We start from the raw sequence: 20,495 nt of genomic DNA, 5'->3' as shown, positions 1-20,495 counted from the left end.
CGGGCCGGATCCGAGGCTCGATCGCCATAATCCTCCCCGGGCCAGCGAAGTCCCACACGCCCTGATTCTCTCGTGAGGACGGTTCAGAATGGCTCTCACGCCAGCCTTTTCCCGGTTTAGCGCGGTGCCGGCCGCATCCGGCATGTACGACCCCGCTCGTGAACGCGACGCCTGTGGTCTCGCGATGGTCGCGACGCTCCGCGGAACTGCGGGTCACGACATCATCGACGCCGCCCTCGGCGCCCTCCGCAACCTCGAACACCGCGGTGCGATCGGTTCGGACGCCGGCACCGGCGACGGGGCGGGCATCGTCACCCAGATCCCGGATGCGTTCTTCCGCGCCGTGGTGGACTTCGACCTGCCCGCCGTCGGGCGCTACGTGGTCGGCACCGCGTTCCTCCCCACCGACGTCGACGAGCGCGCGGACATCATGCGCGCCATCGCGGGGCTCGCGGCCGAAGAGGGCCTGCGCGTGCTCGGCTGGCGCGAGGTGCCGGTTCGCCCGGACGGCCTCGGCACCCTGGCGCGCGAGGCGATGCCGTTCTTCGAGCAGGTGTTCCTGTCGAGCACCCGCCCGGCCACGGACGGCGACCCGGTGCACGGCATCGAGCTCGACCGGCAGGCATTCCGGTTGCGCAAGCGCGCCGAACGCGAACTCAATGCATACTTCCCCTCGCTGAGCTGCCGAACCATCGTCTACAAGGGCATGGTCACCACCCTCCAGCTCGAGCCGTTCTACCCCGACCTGTCCGACCAGCGCTTCGCCTCGAAGCTCGCCCTCGTGCACTCGCGGTACTCCACCAACACCTTCCCGTCCTGGCCGCTCGCCCAGCCGTTTCGCATGATCGCCCACAACGGGGAGATCAACACGGTCCAGGGCAACCGCAACTGGATGCGCGCCCGCCAGTCGCAGCTCGAATCCGACCTGCTCGGCGATCTCGCCCCCATCCTGCCCATCGTCACCGCGGGCGCGAGCGACTCGGCCTCGTTCGACGAGGTCGTCGAGCTGCTCAACCTCGGCGGTCGTTCCCTGCCGCACGCCATGATGATGATGGTGCCGGAGGCCTACGAGAACCAGACGGACATCGACCCGGTGCGCCGCGACTTCTACGAGTACCACTCCATGCTCATGGAGCCGTGGGACGGCCCGGCCGCGCTCGTCTTCACCGACGGGAGCCTCGTCGGCGCGACCCTGGACCGCAACGGGCTGCGCCCCGGCCGCTATCTCGTCACCGACGACGGTCTCGTCGTGCTCGCCAGTGAGATCGGCGTACTCGACATCGACCCGGCCCGCATCGTGCGCAAGGGCCGCCTGCGTCCTGGCAAGATGTTCCTCGTCGACACCGAGGCCGGCCGCCTGATCGAAGACGACGAGATCAAGCGGGACCTCGCCGCGGAGCAACCGTGGGGCGAATGGCTCGCAAACGGGCGCATCAACCTCAGGGACCTGCCGGAGCGCGAGCACATCGTGCACACCCCGGCCTCGGTCACGCGCCGCCAGCGCACGTTCGGCTACACCGAGGAGGAGGTGCGCATCCTGATCGGCCCGATGGCCCTCAACGGTGCAGAACCCCTCGGCGCGATGGGCTCTGACACGCCGATCGCGGTGCTGAGCGAGCGGCCACGGCTGCTCTTCGACTACTTCACCCAGCAGTTCGCCCAGGTGACGAACCCGCCGCTCGACAGCATCCGGGAAGAGGTCGTCACCTCGCTCAAGCTCGGGCTCGGGCCGGAGCGCAACCTGCTCGGCGCGACACCGGAGCACGCCCGCCAGGTGATCCTCGACTTCCCGGTGATCGACAACGACGAGCTGGCCAAGATCCAGCACATCGCTCCCAAGTCATCCAGGGCGTTCTTCAACCCGACGCGCACCATCCGTGGCCTGTACCGCGTCGACGAGGGCCAGAAGGCCATGGAACAGCGGATCGCGGCGATGTGCGACGAGGTCGACACGGCCATCGAGGACGGCGCGCTGTACATCGTGCTCTCCGACCGCGACTCGAACAAGGACATGGCGCCGGTTCCGTCGCTGCTCATGCTCGCCGCGGTTCACCATCATCTGATCCGCCGGCAGAACCGCATGAAGGTCGGCATCATCGTCGAGGCCGGGGACGTGCGCGAGGTGCACCACGTGGCCCTCCTGATCGGCTACGGGGCATCCGCCGTCAACCCGTACCTCGCCATGGAATCGGCCGAGGAACTGGTGCGCAGCGGAATGGTCTCGGGCATCACGCCCGAGAAGGCCGTGAAGAACCTCATCAAGGCGCTCGGCAAGGGCGTGCTCAAGATCATGTCCAAGATGGGCATCTCGGTCGTGAGCTCGTACGCGGGAGCCCAGGCGTTCGAGGCGGTCGGCCTCGACCAGGACTTCGTCGACCAGTACTTCACCGGAACCTCGAGCCTGCTCGGCGGGATCGGCATCGATGTCGTCGCGGCGGAGAGCGCCGCGCGGCACGCGGCGGCCTACCCGGAGGATGGCGCGACGAGCGTTCACGAGCGCCTCGCCACCGGTGGCGAGTACCAGTGGCGTCGCGACGGGCCGCCGCACCTCTTCAACCCGGACACGGTGTTCCGCCTGCAGCACGCGACGCGCGCCCGCCGGTACGACATTTTCCGCGACTACACGCGTCTGGTGGACGAGCAGGCGGAGCACCTGATGACCCTCCGCGGACTGTTCAAGCTGCGCGACGGGGTGCGCCAGCCGGTGCCGCTCGACGAGGTGGAGTCCGTGTCGTCGATCGTGAAGCGTTTCTCGACTGGCGCGATGAGCTACGGCTCGATCAGCGCCGAGGCGCACGAGACCCTGGCGATCGCGATGAACAGCCTCGGCGCCAAGAGCAACACGGGGGAGGGCGGGGAAGACACCGCCCGGCTCCTCGACCCGCAGCGCCGCAGCGCGATCAAGCAGGTGGCGTCCGGCCGGTTCGGCGTCACGAGCATGTATCTCACGCACGCTACGGACATCCAGATCAAGATGGCGCAGGGCGCCAAGCCCGGCGAGGGCGGCCAGCTCCCGCCCACCAAGGTGTACCCGTGGATCGCGCGCACGAGGCACGCGACCGCCGGGGTCGGACTCATCTCTCCGCCGCCGCACCATGACATCTACTCGATCGAAGATCTCAAGCAGCTGATCTTCGACCTCAAGCGGGCCAACCCCGACGCCCGAGTTCACGTCAAGCTCGTGAGCCAGTCCGGTATCGGCGCGGTCGCGGCCGGGGTCACCAAGGCCCTCGCCGACGTCGTCCTCGTCTCCGGACACGACGGCGGCACCGGCGCGAGCCCGCTCAACTCGCTCAAGCACGCCGGCACGCCGTGGGAGCTCGGCCTCGCCGAGACGCAGCAGACGCTCATGCTCAACGGCATGCGCGGCCGCGTCGTCGTGCAGGTCGACGGCCAGATGAAGACCGGCCGCGACGTGATCGTCGCCGCCCTGCTTGGGGCCGAGGAGTACGGCTTCGCCACGGCTCCGCTCGTGGTGTCCGGCTGCGTACTCATGCGGGTCTGCCACCTCGACACCTGTCCGGTCGGCGTCGCCACCCAGAATCCTGAGCTGCGCGCGAGGTTCACCGGCAAGCCGGAGTTCGTCGTGAACTTCTTCGAGTTCCTCGCCCAGGAGGTGCGGGAGTACCTGTCCCAGCTGGGCTTCCGCTCCATCGAGGAGGCGATAGGCCACGCCGAGCTTCTCGATGTGAACGGGGCGATCGAGCACTGGAAGGCCGACGGCCTCGACCTCACCCCCATCCTGAGCGGGCCGGAATTCGGCGCGGACGAGCCGCGCTCCAACGTCACGGCGCAGGAGCACGAACTCGACAAGCACTTCGACGTGGAGCTCATCCGGCAGAGCGCCGGGGCGCTGCTCAGCGGCGAGCCCGTGCAGATCACGCTCCCGATCCGCAACACCGAGCGTGCCGTCGGCACGATGCTCGGCCACGAGGTCACGGTGCGCCACGGCGAGAACGGCCTCCCGGCCGGCACGATCGAGGTGCTGCTCAGCGGAACCGCCGGGCAGTCGTTCGGAGCGTTCCTGCCGAGCGGCATCACCCTGCGCCTCACCGGGGACAGCAACGACTACGTCGGCAAGGGCCTGTGCGGCGGCCAGATCGTGATCCGCCCCGACCGCTCGAGCGGGTTCCTCGCCGAGGAGAACGTGATCGCCGGCAACGTGATCGGGTACGGCGCGACCCAGGGCAGCATGTTCATCCGCGGCATCGTGGGCGAGCGCTTCCTCGTGCGCAACTCGGGGGCCACCGCGGTCGTCGAGGGCGTCGGCGACCACGCGCTCGAATACATGACGGGCGGGCTCGCGCTCATCCTCGGCGGCACGGGGCGCAACCTCGGCGCCGGGATGTCCGGGGGGACCGCGTACATCTACGACCTGGCTCCCGAGCGCGTCAACCGCGACTCGCTCGCCTCGGGGGAGCTCGAACTGCTGCCCCTCGGCGCCGGGGACGTCGCCATCGTGAAGGACCTGCTCGAGAAGCACCTGGCCGAGACGGACTCGGCCGTGGCGAAGCGGATGCTCGACGACCTCGACGCGACGATCGCCCGGTTCGTGAAGGTGCTTCCGCGCGACTACGCAGCAGTGATCGCGACCCGGGCGACCGCGGTCGCCGAGGGACTTGATCCGGACGGCGACGTCGTCTGGAGTCGAATCATGGAGGTGACCGGTGGCTGACCCCAAGGGATTCTTGAAGACGCGGGAGCGCGAGCTTCCGGCCCGTCGACCGGTGAGCCTGAGGCTCATGGACTGGAAAGAGGTCTATGAGCAGGGCGACACGGCCACGGTGCGCAAGCAGGCCGGCCGCTGCATGGATTGCGGCATCCCGTTCTGCCACCAGGGCTGCCCGCTCGGCAACCTGATTCCGGAATGGAACGACCTGATGTGGCGGGGCGAAGGCCGCCAGGCCATTGAGCGGCTGCACGCCACCAACAACTTCCCGGAGTTCACCGGCCGGCTGTGCCCGGCACCGTGCGAGAGCTCGTGTGTTCTCGGCATCAACCAGCCGGCGGTCACCATCAAGCAGGTCGAGGTCTCGATCATCGACCAGGCCTTCGCCAACGACTGGGTCGAACCGCATCCGCCGGAGCGCCTCACCGGCAAGACCGTCGCGGTCGTCGGCTCAGGACCGGCTGGGCTTGCTGCCGCCCAGCAGCTCACGAGGGCCGGCCACACGGTCGCCGTCTTCGAGCGCGACGACCGCATCGGGGGACTGCTGCGCTACGGCATCCCGGACTTCAAGATGGAGAAGAAGCACCTGGAGTCCCGCCTGCGCCAGATGCAGGCCGAGGGCACCCGCTTCCGCGCCGGCGTCAACATCGGCGTCGACATCCCGTGGGACGACCTCCGCACACGGTATGACGCCGTCGTCGTGGCGACCGGGGCGCTCAAGCCACGCGACCTGCCCATCCCCGGCCGCGACCTCCCGGGCGTGCACTACGCCATGGAATTCCTGGTGCAGCAGAACCGGGTCGGAGCCGGCGACACGGTCACCGACCAGGTGACGGCCGAGGGCAAGCACGTCGTGGTTCTCGGCGGTGGGGACACCGGAGCGGACTGCATCGGCACAGCTCACCGTCAGGGCGCGCTCTCGGTGACGAACCTCGCGATCGGGCTGCAGCCGCCGAGCGAGCGTCCGACCCACCAGCCGTGGCCGATGTCACCCACTCTGTTCGAGGTCACGAGCGCCCACGAGGAGGGCGGTGAGCGGGTCTATCTCGCCTCCACCGTCGAGTTCCTCGCCAACGAGGTGGGCGAGGTTCGCGCCATCCGCGTCGCCGAGACCGAATACCTCGACGGCCGCCGGGTGCCCAAGGCGGGCACCGAGCGTGAGATCCCCGCCGACCTCGTGCTGTTGGCCCTCGGGTTCACCGGCACGGAGAGCGGCCGTCTCGAAGACCAGCTGCGCGTGCCGATGGCCGGCGGCAACGTCGAGCGGGACGACGAATACCAGACGAGCGAAGCCGGTGTCTTCGTGGCCGGCGATGCCGGTCGCGGACAGTCGCTCATCGTCTGGGCCATAGCCGAGGGCCGCGCCGCCGCGGCATCCGTCGACCGCTACCTCGAGGGCAGCACAGAACTCCCGTCGCCGATTCGTCCGACGGACCGAGCCATTTCCCTCTAGACCCGGGGCACCATTCGTGCCCCTCGATTCGATTTGCACCTAAAAAAGAAAGAAACAGATGAGACGCGCAAAGATCGTCGCCACCCTCGGGCCGGCAACATCGAGTTATGAAAACATCAGGGCGATCGTCGAGGCGGGAGTGGATGTCGCCCGCATGAACCTCAGCCACGGCAGCTACGACGTGCACGAGGAGGTCTACTCCAACGTACGCCGCGCGAGCAAGGACTCCGGTCGCGCCGTCGCGGTGCTCGTGGACCTCCAGGGCCCCAAGATCCGTCTCGGCAAGTTCGAGAACGGCCCGTACGACCTCGCCGTCGGCGACATCTTCAAGATCACGATCGAAGACATCGTGGGCAACAAGGAGATCTCGGGCACCACCTTCAAGGGCCTGCCCCACGACGTGAAAGAGGGCGACCCTCTCCTCATCGACGACGGCAAGGTCAAGCTCAAGGTGCTCTCCACCGACGGAACGGTCGTCACGACCGAGGTCGTCGTCGGCGGAGCGGTGAGCAACAACAAGGGAATCAACCTGCCGGGTGTCGCGGTCAACGTGCCGGCCCTCTCCGACAAGGACGAGGCCGACCTGCGCTGGGGCCTCCGCCTCGGAGCCGACCTCATCGCGCTCTCCTTCGTGCGCAACGCGGAGGACATCATCCGCGTGCACGAGATCATGGAGGAGGAGGGTGTCAAGCTCCCGGTGATCGCCAAGATCGAGAAGCCGCAGGCCGTCGACAACCTCGAGGCCATCATCGACGCGTTCGACGGCATCATGGTCGCCCGCGGCGACCTCGGCGTCGAGCTCCCGCTCGAGGCCGTGCCGATCGTGCAGAAGCACGCCGTTGAGCTGTCGCGCCGCATGGCGAAGCCGGTAATCGTGGCCACGCAGATGCTCGAATCGATGATCTCGAGCCCGATTCCCACCCGCGCCGAGACCTCGGACGTGGCCAACGCCGTGCTCGACGGAGCGGATGCCGTGATGCTGAGCGGTGAGACGAGCGTGGGCGAGTACCCGGTCATCACCGTTCAGACGATGGCTCGCATCATCAAGTCGACGGAGGAGCACGGTCTCGAGCGCATCCCACCGCTCGGAACCAAGCCGCGCACGCAGGGCGGCGCGATCACCCTTGCGGCCGCGGAGGTCGCGGAGTTCGTGGAGGCGAAGTATCTCTGCGTGTTCACTGAGAGCGGCGACTCCGTTCGCCGGATGTCGCGTCTGCGCCACCACATCCCGATCATCGCCTTCACCCCGGAGGAGGGCATCCGCAACCGCCTCGCGTGGGTGTGGGGCACCGAGACCTACCTGGTGGACCGCAAGACCCACACCGACGCCCTGTTCGGCCAGGTGGATGACGTGCTGCTCGGCTCCAGCCGCGCGGAAATCGGCGAGAAGGTCGTCGTGATCGCCGGATCCCCTCCCGGAATCTCCGGCGGCACGAACGACATGCGGGTGCACCGTGTGGGCGACGCCCACAACGCGGTCGCGCCGGCGTACGCCGCGGAGTAGCCCACCCGCCCGGCCTCACCTTCCGAAATCCATGCTCTTCTGCCCGACACGCCGTCGGGGAGGGGCAACTCGCCGCAGTAGTGCGACGAATGCATGGATTTCGGAAGGGTGTGCGCGTCAGCCGAGCGAGGCGACGGTTCCCACGACCACGAGCGGTATCGTGATGCCGAGTACGAGAGCGTGGCTCACCGAGCCCAGCAGGAGTCGACGGATTCCATGCAGGCCGTGGTTTCCGACGACGAGCAGGCTCGCGTTGCGGGCCGCCTCGCCGAGCACGTCCTGCGCCCTGCCGCGCGAGAGAGAGTGCTCGACGGTCACTCCGGGGTAGTCTCTGGCCACGGTCGCGAGCGCCTCGTCGAGCACGTGCCGGTGCATGGTTTCCAGCGACTCGAGAAAATCGTCGTCCGGCACGTAGACGTCCTGCCAGACCGCGGGTTCGAGCCAGGCGTGCACGACCCGCAGCGACTCGCCCCGGCGCAGCGCCTCTTCGGCGGCGAAGGTGAGGGCACCGTGGGACGACGGTGAGCCGTCAACCCCCACGACGATGCCGCTGCCCTCCGCCGAGCCGTCGGCCGGCACGATCGCGACCGGTCCCCGCGCGGATGCCGCGAGCCGAGATCCGACGGACCAGTTGTAGCGAAACGCGGGCGAGGTCTTGGCTGGCGCGCCGACCACGACGAGAGTGGTGGACGAGGAGTATCGACCGAGTTCCTCCGCCGGGTCGCCCTGCACGAGCTCCGACTCGATGGCGATCGCCGGGTACGCCTCCCGGATGCGATCCGCGTCCTCCATGAGGGCGATCCGTGCGGCGGCAGCCGGAGAGTTGGCCGCGAAGAACTCGGATGCCGCGATGTGTTCGGTCGACGCCTGCACCAGGTGCAGCTCCTTGCCGACGCCCCTCTCGACGGCCCAGTCGACCGCCGACCGTGCGGAGGCCGTGCCATCCCAACCCACTACCGTCTTCTCGATCACGTCGTGCCGCCCTTCGTGCGTTGCCATGCCTGTGCTGCGAAACTATCCAGAGCGTCGACCGGCGACTAGGGGCTTTGGTCACAGGTGCCGCGGCGGGGCAGCTAGGCTGACCTCAACCCGGTCGGGCGGCGACGAGGCCGCGCTCGAGGGCTCCGATGGAGGTGCGCCGTGGCACGCGACATCGCCTCCGCCGCGCGACGGGCGCGCAGCGAACGCCACCACGCCACTCGCTCGCGAATCCGGGGAAGAGGCTACTTCCGGCGCCTCGGTCCCGGGATCGTCACGGGGGCCGCTGACGACGACCCGTCGGGCATCGGCACCTACTCGCAAGTGGGCGCGGCGACCGGAAACCGTCTGCTCTGGAGCGCTCCGGTGCTGCTCCCGCTGGCGTTCGCGGTGCAGGAGGCGTGCGCGCGGCTGGCCCTCGTCACGGGCAAGGGACTCGCGGGCATTATCCGGGAGCGGCTGCCCCGACCGCTGCTGTTCCTCTGCGTGGCGCTTGTCACGATCGCGAACACCGTGAACATCGCTGCCGACATCGGGTCGATGTCCGCAGCGCTTCGGCTGCTCGTGCCGTTGCCGCAGGTTGTGGGCGTTGTCGGTTTCGGTGTGCTGATCGTGCTCGCCGAGATCTATGTCCCATACCACCGCTACGCGAAGATGCTCCGCTGGTTGTGCCTCTCGCTGCTCGCGTACGTCGCCGTGCTGTTCGTCGCGAATGTGGACTGGCCGCAGGTGGGTCTCGACCTCGTGTTTCCGCACATCGTGTGGGGGAGAACGGACATCGCCCTGCTGATCGGCCTCGCCGGCACGACGATCTCGCCGTACCTGTTCTTCTGGCAGTCGGCGGAGGAGATGGAGGCCCGGGCGGCCGAGAAGGACTACGCCGTCAACGAGATGCACATTCGGGCGATGCGCGGCGACGTCTTCGCCGGGATGTCCACCGGTGTGTTCGTGATGGCGGCAATCATGATCACCGCCTCCGCCACACTGCACCGCGCCGGCATCACCAGCGTGCAGACGGCCGCGCAGGCCGCGCAGGCCCTCACTCCGCTCGCCGGGCCGTTCGCGGGCGTGCTCTTCCTGCTCGGCATCGTGGGGACCGGACTCCTCAGCGTTCCGGTGCTCGCTGGTGCGACGTCATACGCGATCGCCGAGACCTTCGGATGGCGGGAGAGCCTCGAGAGGCGGCCCAGCCAGGCGCGGGCGTTCTACGCGGTCATCCTCGTGTCCATCGTCGTGGGGCTCGCGCTCAACCTGATCGGTCTCGACCCGATCCAGTTCCTGTTCATCGCCGCCGTCACCAATGGGCTGGCGGCGCCCATCCTCATGGCGGTGATCTGGTGGCTGGCGAAGGACGAGCGGCTGCTCGGCCGGTGGAGGAGTCCCCTCTGGTCGCGCATCCTGCTCGGCGTCGCCATCGTCGCGATGGCTGCGCTGCCGGTGCTGTGGCTCATCGCGCCTGACTGAGATCGCGCCTGGCTGAGATCGCGCGGGGCGAACATCGGGCACGCCGATGGCCGGGAGCGAATCGCCCCCGGCCATCGGCCGATCCGTGCTGCTGGTGCTACTTGCCTGCCGTGGCGCCCTGGAGACGCTCGGCGATCTTCTGGATCTGCGCGCCGTACCCGCCGCTCAGGGCGGTGGCCTCCGCCTTCGTGGCGTCCGCGCCCGCCTCCGAGGCCGGCGCGTTCTTGATCGCCGTGAGGTCGGACTGCAGGTTGGCCGGAAGCTGCGCGAACAGCTCGGGGTGGCCGATCAGGGTCGTGGCGACCTTTTCGGCCGACTGGCCGAAGTCCTGACCATGGGCGAGGTCGCTACGGAGCTCGTCACGCAGCGAACCGGCGAACGGATGCTTCGCGCCGCTCTTCAGGTTGGTGGCGACTGACTTGATCTCCTGGCCGTACCCGCCGGCGAGGGCGGTGGTCGAGATCTTCTCGGCGTCCTTGGTCGCGTCGGCGGCCGGCGCCTTCGCGAGCGTGCCGACGTCGGTCTGAAGAGCAGCCGGGAGCTTCGTGAGGAGTTCGGTCTTGCCCACGGCGATCACGGCGAGCTTCTGCGCCTTGACGCCGTCGACCGTGGGCTGAAAGAATGCCTCGCGAATCTGCGTGGCGACGGTGGCGCCGAAGGCGTGGCCGTGCTGGCCGTCCGCGTGAGCCGACGCGGAGGCGCTGGCCGTGGGGGCGGAGGGAGTGAGGGGGGACGCCGACGCACCGGCGACGCCGACGCCGAGGAGTGCTCCGGCCGTGAGCACGGATGCCGCGCCGACGGCGATGCGCTTCTTCAGGGGAGGGCTGAACACGGTGTTGCTCTGGTTCTGAGTCATTGTGAATCCTTCTCTCTAACCCGCGGCCGATTCCGGCAGGTGGCCGAAGCTGGCCGCAATTGGGCACCGGGCGAGCGTAGGCAGCCGGTCTGGGTCCGCGGTCCGTGGGGGCTGGCAATCCTCCGGACTTTTGGCGAGTCGGTCGCGGGGGCGCGGCGATCCCGGGGGTCAACGCATCTGCGTTTGCCTCTTCGCGGCGTGCCTAGGCCAGATACGAGTTGACGATGAGGTCGCCGCGCACCTCGCGCAGCTCGTCGAGCACCCGGTCGATGAGGGTTGCCGACACACCGGACGCGAGGATGTCGTGCGGCCCGATGGGCTGCAGCTTGCCGCAGCGCACGCGGATCACCTCCCAGCCCGCGGCACGCAGCAGCCGGTCCTTTCGACGGTCGGTCTGCTCTCGCCGCCCGACGTGTTCGAGGCCATCGCGGCCGGTCGTGTCGTATTCGATCGCGACGCGTAGCTCGGCGATCACGATGTCCGGCCAGACTTCGACGTGGTTGAAGAACGGCCGGGGCACCCGCACCGCGTTCGGGTCCAGGTCGACCGCAAGCCGGGCGGCGAGACGGTGCCGCAGGTCGGCCTCGGCGGCGGACGCCGTGGCCGGGGCCCAGGGGCTGGAAAACGCCTCGCCGACCTCGAACCGGTCCGCGGCGGCTCGCGCGTGCAGGCAGGTGCGGCATCGACGACCGCCGAGCATCCGCTCGACCGTCGCCTCGTAGCTTCCGTGGCCCACCGGGCAGAGCCAGGAATAGCGCCGGGTGACTCCGGTCTCGTCGGCGAGTTGCCGGCGCATCCGCGGGGCCACGATCGACAACAACTCGTCGCGCGTGACGGGGGCGCCGTCGAGGCGGCGGCACAGGTAGCAGCGGTCGTCGGTCGAACCCGCCTGGCCGGGAGCGGTCTCGATGCGGTCCGGGTCTCGCGGATGCCCGCAGGCGTGGGGATCGGCGGGCGCGGTCGCCTCAGACTCTGGCGCGCCGGCCGCGGTCGGCGCCCGTCGGCGAACCGCGAGCGCGGCGCAGTCCGGGCACCAGGTGGAGCGTCTGCGAGAGGTGCCCGGGCGCTGCCGCTGCTCTTCCGGGGTGGCCACGAACCGGTGCCCGGAGTCGCATTGCCAGACCAGGTAGACGTCGGCGGCCGGCGGCACCTGGCTGAGCGTGATCCCGTGATTGAGATCGGGATGGTACTGCCGCACGAGCACGGGATAGCGCTCCCAGTCCGCGCGGAACCGCCCGATCTCGTATGGCACGCTCGTGCCCTTTGACCACTGGCGCCTCGACCACCACTGTTCGACCCGCTCCGGCATCGAAGACCCTCCTCGAGCGGCACTCTACGACCGGCCACCGTCACGACCGGCCACCGTCACGACCGGCGTCGAATTGCGTCCTCGCGGTATTTCGTTGCTGTCTCCAGACTCCTCTGTGTGAGGGGTCATCTCCCGCGGCCCCAGCGCACCACCCGATGAGCTCTGGAGGAAAGAATGGACGACAACACGGATTCACCGTCGGTTGCTGACGCGTTCGACGATCGCACGATCGACTTCGCGACTTTCGACACCGACGTCACGATGGAGGACTGGGCGGCGAAGTATCGGGTGGGCGACATCCGCATCAGCCCGTACTTCTTCTTCACCCCGATCGAGACGCTTACCCCCACCAGGACCGTGGGCCTCGGCCGTACCAATCTCACCCTCATCATGGCGACCATCGTGCAGACGGATGCCGCAGTGCCGTACGCGGGATTTGATCGCCAGGCGACCCCGTCGCGCAACCCCGCGGTGTCTGCGCATTTCGCCCCGAGCGCCTATGGCATCACAACCGTCGGCACGTACGTGATGACGTTCACCGTGGAGACGAACGGCCCAAGCACGTTCACGGTGGCCGGCTACGCGGGCTCCGGAACCCTGTCCGGCACGGGCGCCAAGTCGGTGAACGGTCGGCAGACGATCACGCTCATCCTGGGGGACGTGCAGCCGTCGCAGCAGGTGTACGGGTCGATCGAGCAGACGGCCGGGTCGTCCTGGGTCTGGTATTCGACGAAGGTGAGCTACCCGCCCCTCGTATTCCAGCTGTAGGCGTCACACCAGAAAGACGTCGTTCAGCGTGACGGTTCGCAGGTTCCGTTCGCGGATGATGTCCAGCAGCTGCGGGTACACCGTGGTCACCGGTGCGAAATTGGCGTGCCCGATCACGATGTGCTGCGGAAGGAACCAGGTGGTCGCGAAGTCGACCACCTGCTGCGGGGTGATGAGGCCGGAATCGGACAGCGAGCCGTACCACATGACCGGAGCGCGATATCCGATGCTCGCGGCGACCGCCTCCGTGCGGGCGTTGGTGTACCCGTACGGAGGGCGATAGAACGGCACGGAGCTGACCCCGTAGAGGTTGCGGATGAAGGCGTCGTTCTTCTGGAGCTCTCCCACGATCGCGGTGTCCGACAGTGTGAGAAGGTTCGGGTGCGAGAACGTGTGGTTGCCCAGCTGGATTTGGCCGCTCTCGACCATCGGGCGCAGGGCCGGGGCGTTCTCGGTCCACGACCGGTTCCGGCCGTTCACGAACAAGGTGAGACGGGTGCCGCTATCCCGCGCGAATTGGGCGTAGGCGGCGACGACGGCGCTGTTGGTGCCGTCGTCGACCGTCCAGGCCAGGAGGTTGCCCTTCCCTGGCAGGCTGTAGATCTTGCCGCCGGGCAGCGGCACCTTTTGCAGCACGGGCGGCTCGACGGGCGTCGTCGAGGTAGTCGCGTAGGGTGTCGGGGTCGGCGCGGGCGGGACCGTCGGTGTCGGTGTCGGTGTCGGTGTTAGTGGCGGCGGCGGCGGCGGCGGCGATGTCGCGGTGGCGCTCGGAGTCGACGTGGGTTGTGCGTTGGGTTCGATCGGGTACCGGTCGATGGCGCAGCCGGCGAGCGACAGCACGGCGGCAGCAGCCAGTGCCGTGAGCAACTCTCGACGTTCCACGGAGTCAACCTAACCGAAAAGCCTGCCGGTGCCGCGCAGGCCGGGACTCGATCCTCGCCGCGACCGGACACCGCAGGGCGTGACCTAAGTCCTTTCATCGTCGGTCCCGGGAACCTTAGTGTCGGAATTCGTGGACGGATCGTCGGGAGGATCACGGTGGCGAAGAGCACGGGGATCGCGGAGCTTGACGCGCTCTTCACCGCGCGGAAGGGTCGCGTCGACTTCGTCGACGTTCCCGAACTCGCGTTCGTGTCGATCGACGGGGAGGGCGCCCCGGACGGCGAGGAGTTTCAGGCGGCGCTGAAGGCCCTCTACGCCGTGAGCTACGGTGCCCACTTCCTGGTGAAGAAGCAGACAGGTGCCGCCCCGCGGATCATGCCGCTTGAGGCCCTCTGGTGGGTGGACGGTGTCACCGGGGAGCAACTCGCCCATCCGGAATACTTCACCGAATCCGACCGGGACACCTGGCGGTGGCACGCAATGATCGGGCAGTTGCCGCCGATCGACGAGGCCGTCGTCCGGCGCGCGACCGAGCAGGCCGGCGCAAAGGGCGGTGGCGACGCGATCGGCGCACTCCGCTTCGAACGGTGGGCGGAAGGCCCATCCGCCCAGATCCTGCACGTCGGGCCGTACGCCACCGAGTCGACGAGCATCGCCGCACTTCACGCGGGGATCGCCGCCCACGGCTCGTGCCCCAGGGGCAGGCATCACGAGATCTATCTGGGCGACCCGCGCAGCGCAGCACCCGAGCGACTTCGCACGATCCTCCGCCAACCCGTCGAGCCCGCTTCCTGGACGGCGCGGCGCGCGGGGCCGTGATTCCGCGATCTGAGCGCACTGGCCGATAGATTAACCGAGTGACCCTCGAATTGGTTTCGCTCACGCCGTCCCAGGTGCTGGGGATTCCCGTCGCGATTGTGGGCTCCGTGTTCCTGGCGATCGGTGCGCAGCTGCAGCACCGGGGAGTGGCGGATGCCGCGGGAGCCGCCGGAGGCGGGCCGGGGCTCGGACTCGGCCAGGCCCTGTCGCTGGCCAGGAATCCCTGGTGGGTACTCGGCACGGTGCTGCTCGGTCTCGCGGTGGTCATCCAGCTCTTCAGCCTGATTCTCGCGCCGCTCACGGTCGTTCAGCCGCTTGGCGTCATTGCCCTCGTGATCACCTCGATCGTGAATGCCCGGGTGAGCGGGGTGCAGCTCGATGGCCGATCGATTCGGGCGATCGTCTTCTGTGTGGTGGGAATCGGACTCTTCGTCTCTGTGGCGGCGATCACCACGTCCACCCGCCCGATTCACGGGGCGCAGCTCGTGGCGGTGCTCGCGATCCTCGCCGGCGTGCTGCTGGTGCTCGTCGTCGGGTTCGTGCTGCTGCGCGCGAGATTTTCGGCCTTCTTCTTCATTCTCGGCGCCGGCGTGTTGTTCGGATTCGTGGCGACTCTCGCCAAGGTGGTGATCGACCGGGTGCACACGCTCGCGGCCGGCGGATTCCGGCTGGCACCGGACGACTGGCTCACGATCGTGTGCGTGCTTGCGCTTGCCGGGGCGACGGTGGTCGGCTCGTACTTCGTGCAGTCGGCCTATTCGACCGGGCCGCCGGACCTCGTCGTGGCCGGCCTGACCGTGATCGACCCGCTGGTGGGAGTGACGCTCGGCATCGTGGTGCTCGGCGAGGCGGCGGATGCCCCGCCCTGGGCGGCGGCGGCCTTCGTGATCGCGGGGGCGCTCGCGGTGACCGGGGTGGTGCAGCTGGCGAGGCATCATCCGCAGAATCGTGTCGCGGTGGAGCCGGGATTCGTACTCGAGTCGGCCGGGCAGGTCGGCGTGCTGTCGTCGGTCTCGGGTACGCCGACGAGCAACCCCGAGGAGAGATGATGTTCGCTTTTGCTGGTTGGCACCTTCTCGTGCTTGTCGGACTGGTGCTCGTGCCGCTGGTGCTCGTCGGCGGTGTGGTCGCCATCGTGGTGGTTGCCGTGCGGAGCCGTTCGCGCAACGGGCCGGTCCATGCGCGGCCGGAAGTGGCGGCGCGACTCAAGGAACTCGACGCGCTGCGCGCCGGGGGAGTGATCACCGAGGCCGAGTTCGAGGCGCGGCGCCGGCGGATCCCGGACGAGATCTGAGGCCGAGGCTACCCCTTGCCGGGGTGGCCGCCGCCGCCGGGGTGCTTGTCGGGTGGACCGCCGTTGCGTGCTCCGGCTCCGTCACTCACGGTGGCCGTGACGGTTGTGCCCCTCGCGATCGTGGAGCCGGCGACCGGATCGGACGAGACGACCGTTCCGGCGGGGAACGCGGAGGAAACGACTTCGCCCTGAGCGAAGGCGAGTCCGATGTCCTCGATGAGTCGCTTCGCGGCGGAGACGCTCTGGCCCGCGAGGTTCGGCGTCCGGATCGTCGATCCCCTGAGCAGCACGGGCACGGGTTCGGGGAACGCGCGACCCGTGCCGTAGACGCTGCTCGCGTCGAGTGAGGCGAGGATCGGCTTCATGACGGTGGTGCGGAGGTTCGAGGCGAGGATGCCGCCGATGGAGATGCGGCGCAGGTTTTGGAAGCCCGTGATGTTGCCGATCCACACCGCGGTCGAGGTCTGCGAGCTCGCCGCGACCATGTAGCTGTGCAGCGCCTCAGCGGTGCCCGTCTTGCCGAGGAGCGGCGTGCCATCGCGGGGGTTCGCACTCGCGCCGGTGCCGCCGGTCTTCAGCGGACCCTGAAGGTCGTAGGCGGCGGCGGCCGCCACCTCCGGCGAGATCACCTGGCTGCAGCTCTGCGCCTGGCCGGGCAGTTCCTTCCCGCCCGGGGTGATGATGCGGTCGACGGCGATCGGCTGGCAGAGCTTGCCGCCGCCTGCGACGGTGGCGTAGGCGTTCGCCATGGTGAGCGGTGACGGGGTGTTCGTTCCGAGGATCGTGCTCGGGTCGTGGGCGAGCTCGCTGTTGTCCGCGTTGTGCACGCCCATCGAGGTGGCGACGTCGCGGATGTCGCAGAGGTCCAGCTTCGACGCCATGTTCACGAACGCCGCGTTGACCGAGCCCTTCGTGGCGGCGAGCACGTTCATCTGCCCCTGGCTCACCCCGCTGTCGTTTTTCGGCGCGTAGCCCCGGGCAACCGTGTAGACGCCTCCCGGGTCGCATCTCGACGGGAACGACCGGTACGACCGGATGTTGGCGTCCACGTACTCCTGCAGGCCGTGGCCGTTCTGCAGCCAGTTGACGAGGGTGAAGAGCTTGTAGGTGGAGCCGGTGGGGAATCCGGACGACCCGCCGTATCCCTTGTCGGAGTTGAAGTTGATGGCGGTGGACACGGCCGGATCGGCCTCGCCGGTGTCGTCGAACGCCTTGTTCTGCGCCATGGTGATGATGCGCCCGGTGCCCACCTGCACGGTGGAGACCGCACTGCCGAGCGAGAACCGGGTCTCGGAGGCCGGGGTGCGCGCCGCGAGGTCCGCCTCGGCAACCGCCTGTTGGTCGAGGTCGATCGTCGTGTAGACGGAGTATCCGCCGCGCTCCCAGGCCGCTTTGCGGTCGGCCGGCGTCTCGCCGAACCCCGTCAAGTCCTTGACACTATTCACCACGTAGTCGCAGAAAGGTTTCGCCGCCGTGGCGTACGAGCATCCGTTCATGGCGGCGCTGAGCTTCACGGTGCTCGCGTTGACCGGCACCGCGATCGCCTCGTCGAACTGCTTCTTCGAGATCATCGACTCGTTGAACATGGTTCCGAGGATGGCGTCGCGCCGGCTCTGGTCGCGTTCCCAGTTGTCCGGCGAGGCTGGGGCTCGAAGGTTCGGCTGTTGCACGATCGCGATAAGGCTCGCCGCCTGGGCGAGGGTGAGGGACTTGGCCGTCGTCGAGTAGTACTGCTGGGCGGCGGCCTCGATACCGTACGTGTTGCCGCCGAAGCCGGCGATGTTGAGGTAGGCGAGCAGGATCTGGTGCTTGCTGTAGCGCTTCTCGAGGCCGACGGCGAGCTTGGCCTCCTTGAGCTTGCGGTCGAGGGTCGTCGCCTGGGCCGCGGCCTTGGCGGCATTGAGCTTCTTCGGGTCTTTGATGGTGGCGACGGCCTCCTGGATGGCCAGTTGCTTCACGAGCTGCTGCTCGATGCTCGACGCGCCCTGCAGCTTCTTGCCGGCGAGGTTGTTGACGGTGGCCCGGGCGATGCCTGCGAGGTCGACGCCGCCGTGCTGGTAGAACCGCACGTCCTCCGCGGCCACGAGGGCGTCTTTGGCGAAGTCGGAGATGGCATCCCAGCCCACCTCTTGCCGGTTCTGGTCGTAGATCTGGGCGAACGGCACCTGTTGGCCAGCCCGCAGGCCGTAGAGGATCGTGCGCTGCGACTGGTGACCGAGGGTGACGTACTCGGGGAGGCGATCGAAGACGTTGAGCACGCCCATGGTCGCCTTGCTCGTGACGGCGATCGCCGGGGCGAACATCGCGGCGACGAGGATCCCGGCAATCGCGCTGAATCCGAGCAGGCCGAGGAGGCCACCGAAGGCCGACGACGGGGTCGGCTTCAGGGGCGTCTCTGTCATCCACTCCGGTCCCCTCATAGACTGAGAGTACCTCAGTAACACCAGCGCCGCGGCTGCGCCACGCTAGAGGGCGAATCCGCCGTCGCTCGTCAGCACCTGCCCGACCACCCAGCGGCCCTCGTCGGTGGCGAGCCAGCCGATCAGGCGGGCCGGATCGGCGGGCCGGCCAAATCGGCCGAATGGAGTGCCGCGAACGGCGCGTTCGATCTCGTCGAGCGGGCGGTCCGTGGTCTCCGGGTCGAGATAGCCGGTATTGACCGGTCCGGGATTGACGGTGTTGAGGATGATGCCCCACGGCAGGAGTTCGCTCGCCACCGTGGGGGTCACGCCGGCGAGGGCCGCCTTGCTGGTCGCGTAGGCGACCTCCCCGCGCATGGCCCCGTGCACCTGTCCGGAGGTCATCCAGATCACCCGTCCAGTGGCGAACTCGTCCACCGGCCCGGATGGCGCCGAGCGCTCGCCCGGGCGCAGGGGAGCGGAGCCGCGATGCCCGGTGAACTGTTCGGCGAACGCCCGCGTGAGCAGGAGGGTCGAGCGGGTGTTGACCTGCCAGTGGCCGTCCAGCAGCTCGGGGGTGGCGTCGAAGATGGAGCCGTCCGCCCCGCTCCGGGCATGGTTGCAGACGAGAATGTCGATCCGGCCGGTGAGCGCTCCAGCTGCCGCTACGAGGGTGTCCGCCGCGCCCGGCGCCGCGAGATCCAGCGACAGGTCCCCGAAGGCGGCGCCCTCGCGTTGGGCGGACAGGATCCCCGAGCGCACCTCGGCCAGATCGTCGGCGCCCCAGGGCTGACGGGCGTCGTGGGGCGAGAAGTGCTGGATGAACACGTCCGCGCCGAGCTCGGCCAAGCGCCGGGCGACGGCGAAGCCGATCCCCTTGCGGCGGGACACCCCGGTGATGAGCGCGGTCTTGCCGAGCAGGGCGGCGGGCTGGTCCATGCGGGGAGGCTCCAATGCGGGGTGGGAATCGCGTCACCTCGAGCCTCGCACACGGACAGCGCCCGGTGCCCCATCGGGGCGTCGGGCGTCAAGTCCGTCAGCACCATGACGGGCTGAGGGCGATCCTGCTCTTCCCCGCGCGCCCGCCGGGTGCGACTATGAGCGGATCGCAACGACGCGGTCGAGGACGACCAGATGAGCGATTCCACCGGCAGTTCGTCCGCTCCAGAAACCCGGCGCACCGCTGTGGGCCGAGGGCGGGGGACAACCATTCGACGAGGCCGAACCGCCGGAGAGGTACGCGTTCGAGGTGGAGAAGGGACTGTGGGAGCAGCGCCTCGCCTGGATCACCGGGATCGTGATGGGGATCGCGATCGTGCTGGAGATCATCCTCACGGCATCCATCACCTCCTCGATCGGGCTCGCCTCTGCTGCGCAGACCGTGGCGAAGGGGGGACGTGATCAACGGCACCTTTGTCGAGCGGTTCGGCGCCTACCTTGCCGTGATCGCCCTGATGCTGGGGGTGGCGATTCTCACCTTCGGCGGCTGGCTCGCCGCGCTCGAACTGCGCGGGCGGCTCTCCGTAGCCAAGCCCGCCACGGTCACCGTCGCCGCACCGCCCGGCAGCAAGGAGCTGTCCAGGTTCGAACCCTCCGTCGTACTCGAGGCGGTCGGAACGATGGCGGAGAAGCTCGGCCGGGTGCGCGGAACGGTGGCCGTCTTCGTGGCGGGAATCGTGCTCGTCGTCTGCGCGCTTGCCGTGGGCGCCACGCTCATCGCGGCCTCGGCGGTCACCGCAGCCTCGGCGGTCACCGCGGCCTCGGCCCCGTCACCGCCGCCTCGGCTGTCGCCGCGGACACGGCGGTCGCCTCCGACACGGCCCCGTCACCGAGTGCGATCAGCACGACGCCCCCGACACCCAGCCCGACGCCGTCGAGCCGGTGACCGTGATGGCTACATGGTGACAATCGGAGCGCAGGGTCACAGGTCACTCGACCCACCCGTTTATTGTGCCGGTGGGGGGACTCGAACCCCCACGGCAGGGTCTCGAACTACCCATTTCGCCCGGAATTGCAGGGTTTCGCTCCGAGTCAATCCGGGTCGATTCGCTGATTGTGTGTCATCGTGACACACAATTTTGGACGATTGGGAGCATATTC

Annotated in this window: 15 protein-coding genes; 8 read left to right on the top strand and 7 right to left on the bottom strand. The window is 68.6% G+C overall.

The window, feature by feature from the left end; all coding sequences use genetic code 11:
- Positions 1-88 precede the first annotated feature (88 nt).
- Genes gltB through pyk form a run of 3 tightly spaced genes read left to right on the top strand, consistent with a single transcriptional unit; the run spans position 89 to position 7,626 of the window.
- The gene (gene gltB, locus VIM54_RS14790; RefSeq protein WP_331902467.1) at positions 89-4,675 is read left to right on the top strand and encodes a glutamate synthase large subunit; all 4,587 of its coding nucleotides are present in this window, start codon (positions 89-91) and stop codon (positions 4,673-4,675) included.
- Positions 4,668-6,122: a glutamate synthase subunit beta gene (locus VIM54_RS14785; RefSeq protein WP_331902465.1), complete on the top strand. Its 1,455-nt coding sequence runs from the start codon at positions 4,668-4,670 to the stop codon at positions 6,120-6,122. The genes gltB and VIM54_RS14785 overlap by 8 nt, the downstream gene beginning before the upstream one ends.
- Positions 6,123-6,180: 58 nt before the next feature.
- The gene (pyk, locus tag VIM54_RS14780) at positions 6,181-7,626 is read left to right on the top strand and encodes a pyruvate kinase (protein ID WP_331902463.1); all 1,446 of its coding nucleotides are present in this window, start codon (positions 6,181-6,183) and stop codon (positions 7,624-7,626) included.
- 117 nt (positions 7,627-7,743) lie between these two features.
- Here pyk and VIM54_RS14775 read toward each other — a convergent pair whose 3' ends face one another.
- Positions 7,744-8,625, bottom strand: a complete 882-nt coding sequence (locus tag VIM54_RS14775) for a universal stress protein (RefSeq protein WP_331902461.1) — start codon at positions 8,623-8,625, stop codon at positions 7,744-7,746.
- Positions 8,626-8,766: 141 nt separating this feature from the next.
- Between VIM54_RS14775 and VIM54_RS14770 the strand changes: the two genes are divergently transcribed.
- Complete coding sequence (locus tag VIM54_RS14770; protein ID WP_331902459.1) at positions 8,767-10,068, top strand: Nramp family divalent metal transporter; 1,302 nt, start codon at positions 8,767-8,769, stop codon at positions 10,066-10,068.
- A gap of 97 nt (positions 10,069-10,165) precedes the next feature.
- On the opposite strand, the gene VIM54_RS14765 is transcribed toward VIM54_RS14770, so the two are convergent.
- Together VIM54_RS14765 and VIM54_RS14760 are read right to left on the bottom strand one after the other, a co-directional pair.
- The gene (locus VIM54_RS14765; protein ID WP_331902457.1) at positions 10,166-10,924 is read right to left on the bottom strand and encodes a hypothetical protein; all 759 of its coding nucleotides are present in this window, start codon (positions 10,922-10,924) and stop codon (positions 10,166-10,168) included.
- A gap of 202 nt (positions 10,925-11,126) precedes the next feature.
- Positions 11,127-12,233 carry a zinc-ribbon domain-containing protein gene (locus tag VIM54_RS14760; RefSeq protein ID WP_331902455.1) on the bottom strand — a complete coding sequence of 369 codons (1,107 nt, stop codon included), beginning with the start codon at positions 12,231-12,233 and terminating at the stop codon, positions 11,127-11,129.
- Positions 12,234-12,407: 174 nt separating this feature from the next.
- On the opposite strand from VIM54_RS14760, the gene VIM54_RS14755 reads away from it, so the two are divergent.
- Positions 12,408-13,001, top strand: a complete 594-nt coding sequence (locus VIM54_RS14755) for a hypothetical protein (RefSeq protein ID WP_331902453.1) — start codon at positions 12,408-12,410, stop codon at positions 12,999-13,001.
- Positions 13,002-13,004: 3 nt separating this feature from the next.
- On the opposite strand, the gene VIM54_RS14750 is transcribed toward VIM54_RS14755, so the two are convergent.
- Positions 13,005-13,883 carry a polysaccharide deacetylase family protein gene (locus VIM54_RS14750; protein WP_331902452.1) on the bottom strand — a complete coding sequence of 293 codons (879 nt, stop codon included), beginning with the start codon at positions 13,881-13,883 and terminating at the stop codon, positions 13,005-13,007.
- 156 nt (positions 13,884-14,039) lie between these two features.
- Between VIM54_RS14750 and VIM54_RS14745 the strand changes: the two genes are divergently transcribed.
- Genes VIM54_RS14745 through VIM54_RS14735 form a run of 3 tightly spaced genes read left to right on the top strand, consistent with a single transcriptional unit; the run spans position 14,040 to position 15,996 of the window.
- Positions 14,040-14,702, top strand: a complete 663-nt coding sequence (locus VIM54_RS14745) for a hypothetical protein (RefSeq protein WP_331902450.1) — start codon at positions 14,040-14,042, stop codon at positions 14,700-14,702.
- A gap of 38 nt (positions 14,703-14,740) precedes the next feature.
- Entirely contained in the window at positions 14,741-15,751 is a 1,011-nt protein-coding gene (locus VIM54_RS14740; protein ID WP_331902448.1) for a multidrug DMT transporter permease, read from the top strand.
- Positions 15,751-15,996 (top strand): SHOCT domain-containing protein, encoded by a 246-nt coding sequence (locus tag VIM54_RS14735; protein ID WP_331902447.1) that lies wholly within the window; start codon positions 15,751-15,753, stop codon positions 15,994-15,996. Before VIM54_RS14740 ends, VIM54_RS14735 begins: the two co-directional genes overlap by 1 nt.
- 8 nt (positions 15,997-16,004) lie before the next feature.
- Here the strand turns inward: VIM54_RS14735 and VIM54_RS14730 are convergent, their stop codons facing one another.
- The 3 genes from VIM54_RS14730 to VIM54_RS14720 form a co-directional block, all read right to left on the bottom strand.
- Complete coding sequence (locus tag VIM54_RS14730) at positions 16,005-18,398, bottom strand: transglycosylase domain-containing protein (RefSeq protein ID WP_331902445.1); 2,394 nt, start codon at positions 18,396-18,398, stop codon at positions 16,005-16,007.
- Positions 18,399-18,461: 63 nt separating this feature from the next.
- Positions 18,462-19,334 carry an SDR family oxidoreductase gene (locus VIM54_RS14725; RefSeq protein ID WP_331902444.1) on the bottom strand — a complete coding sequence of 291 codons (873 nt, stop codon included), beginning with the start codon at positions 19,332-19,334 and terminating at the stop codon, positions 18,462-18,464.
- 493 nt (positions 19,335-19,827) lie between these two features.
- On the bottom strand, positions 19,828-20,148 hold the full coding sequence (locus VIM54_RS14720; protein WP_331902442.1) for a hypothetical protein: 321 nt from the start codon (positions 20,146-20,148) through the stop codon (positions 19,828-19,830).
- Positions 20,149-20,495: the final 347 nt, after the last annotated feature.

Source organism: Lacisediminihabitans sp. (assembly GCF_036569425.1).
Taxonomy (GTDB): Bacteria; Actinomycetota; Actinomycetes; order Actinomycetales; family Microbacteriaceae; genus Lacisediminihabitans.
Note: the sequence above shows the minus strand (reverse complement) of the source record. Positions and strands in the feature narration are given on the sequence as shown.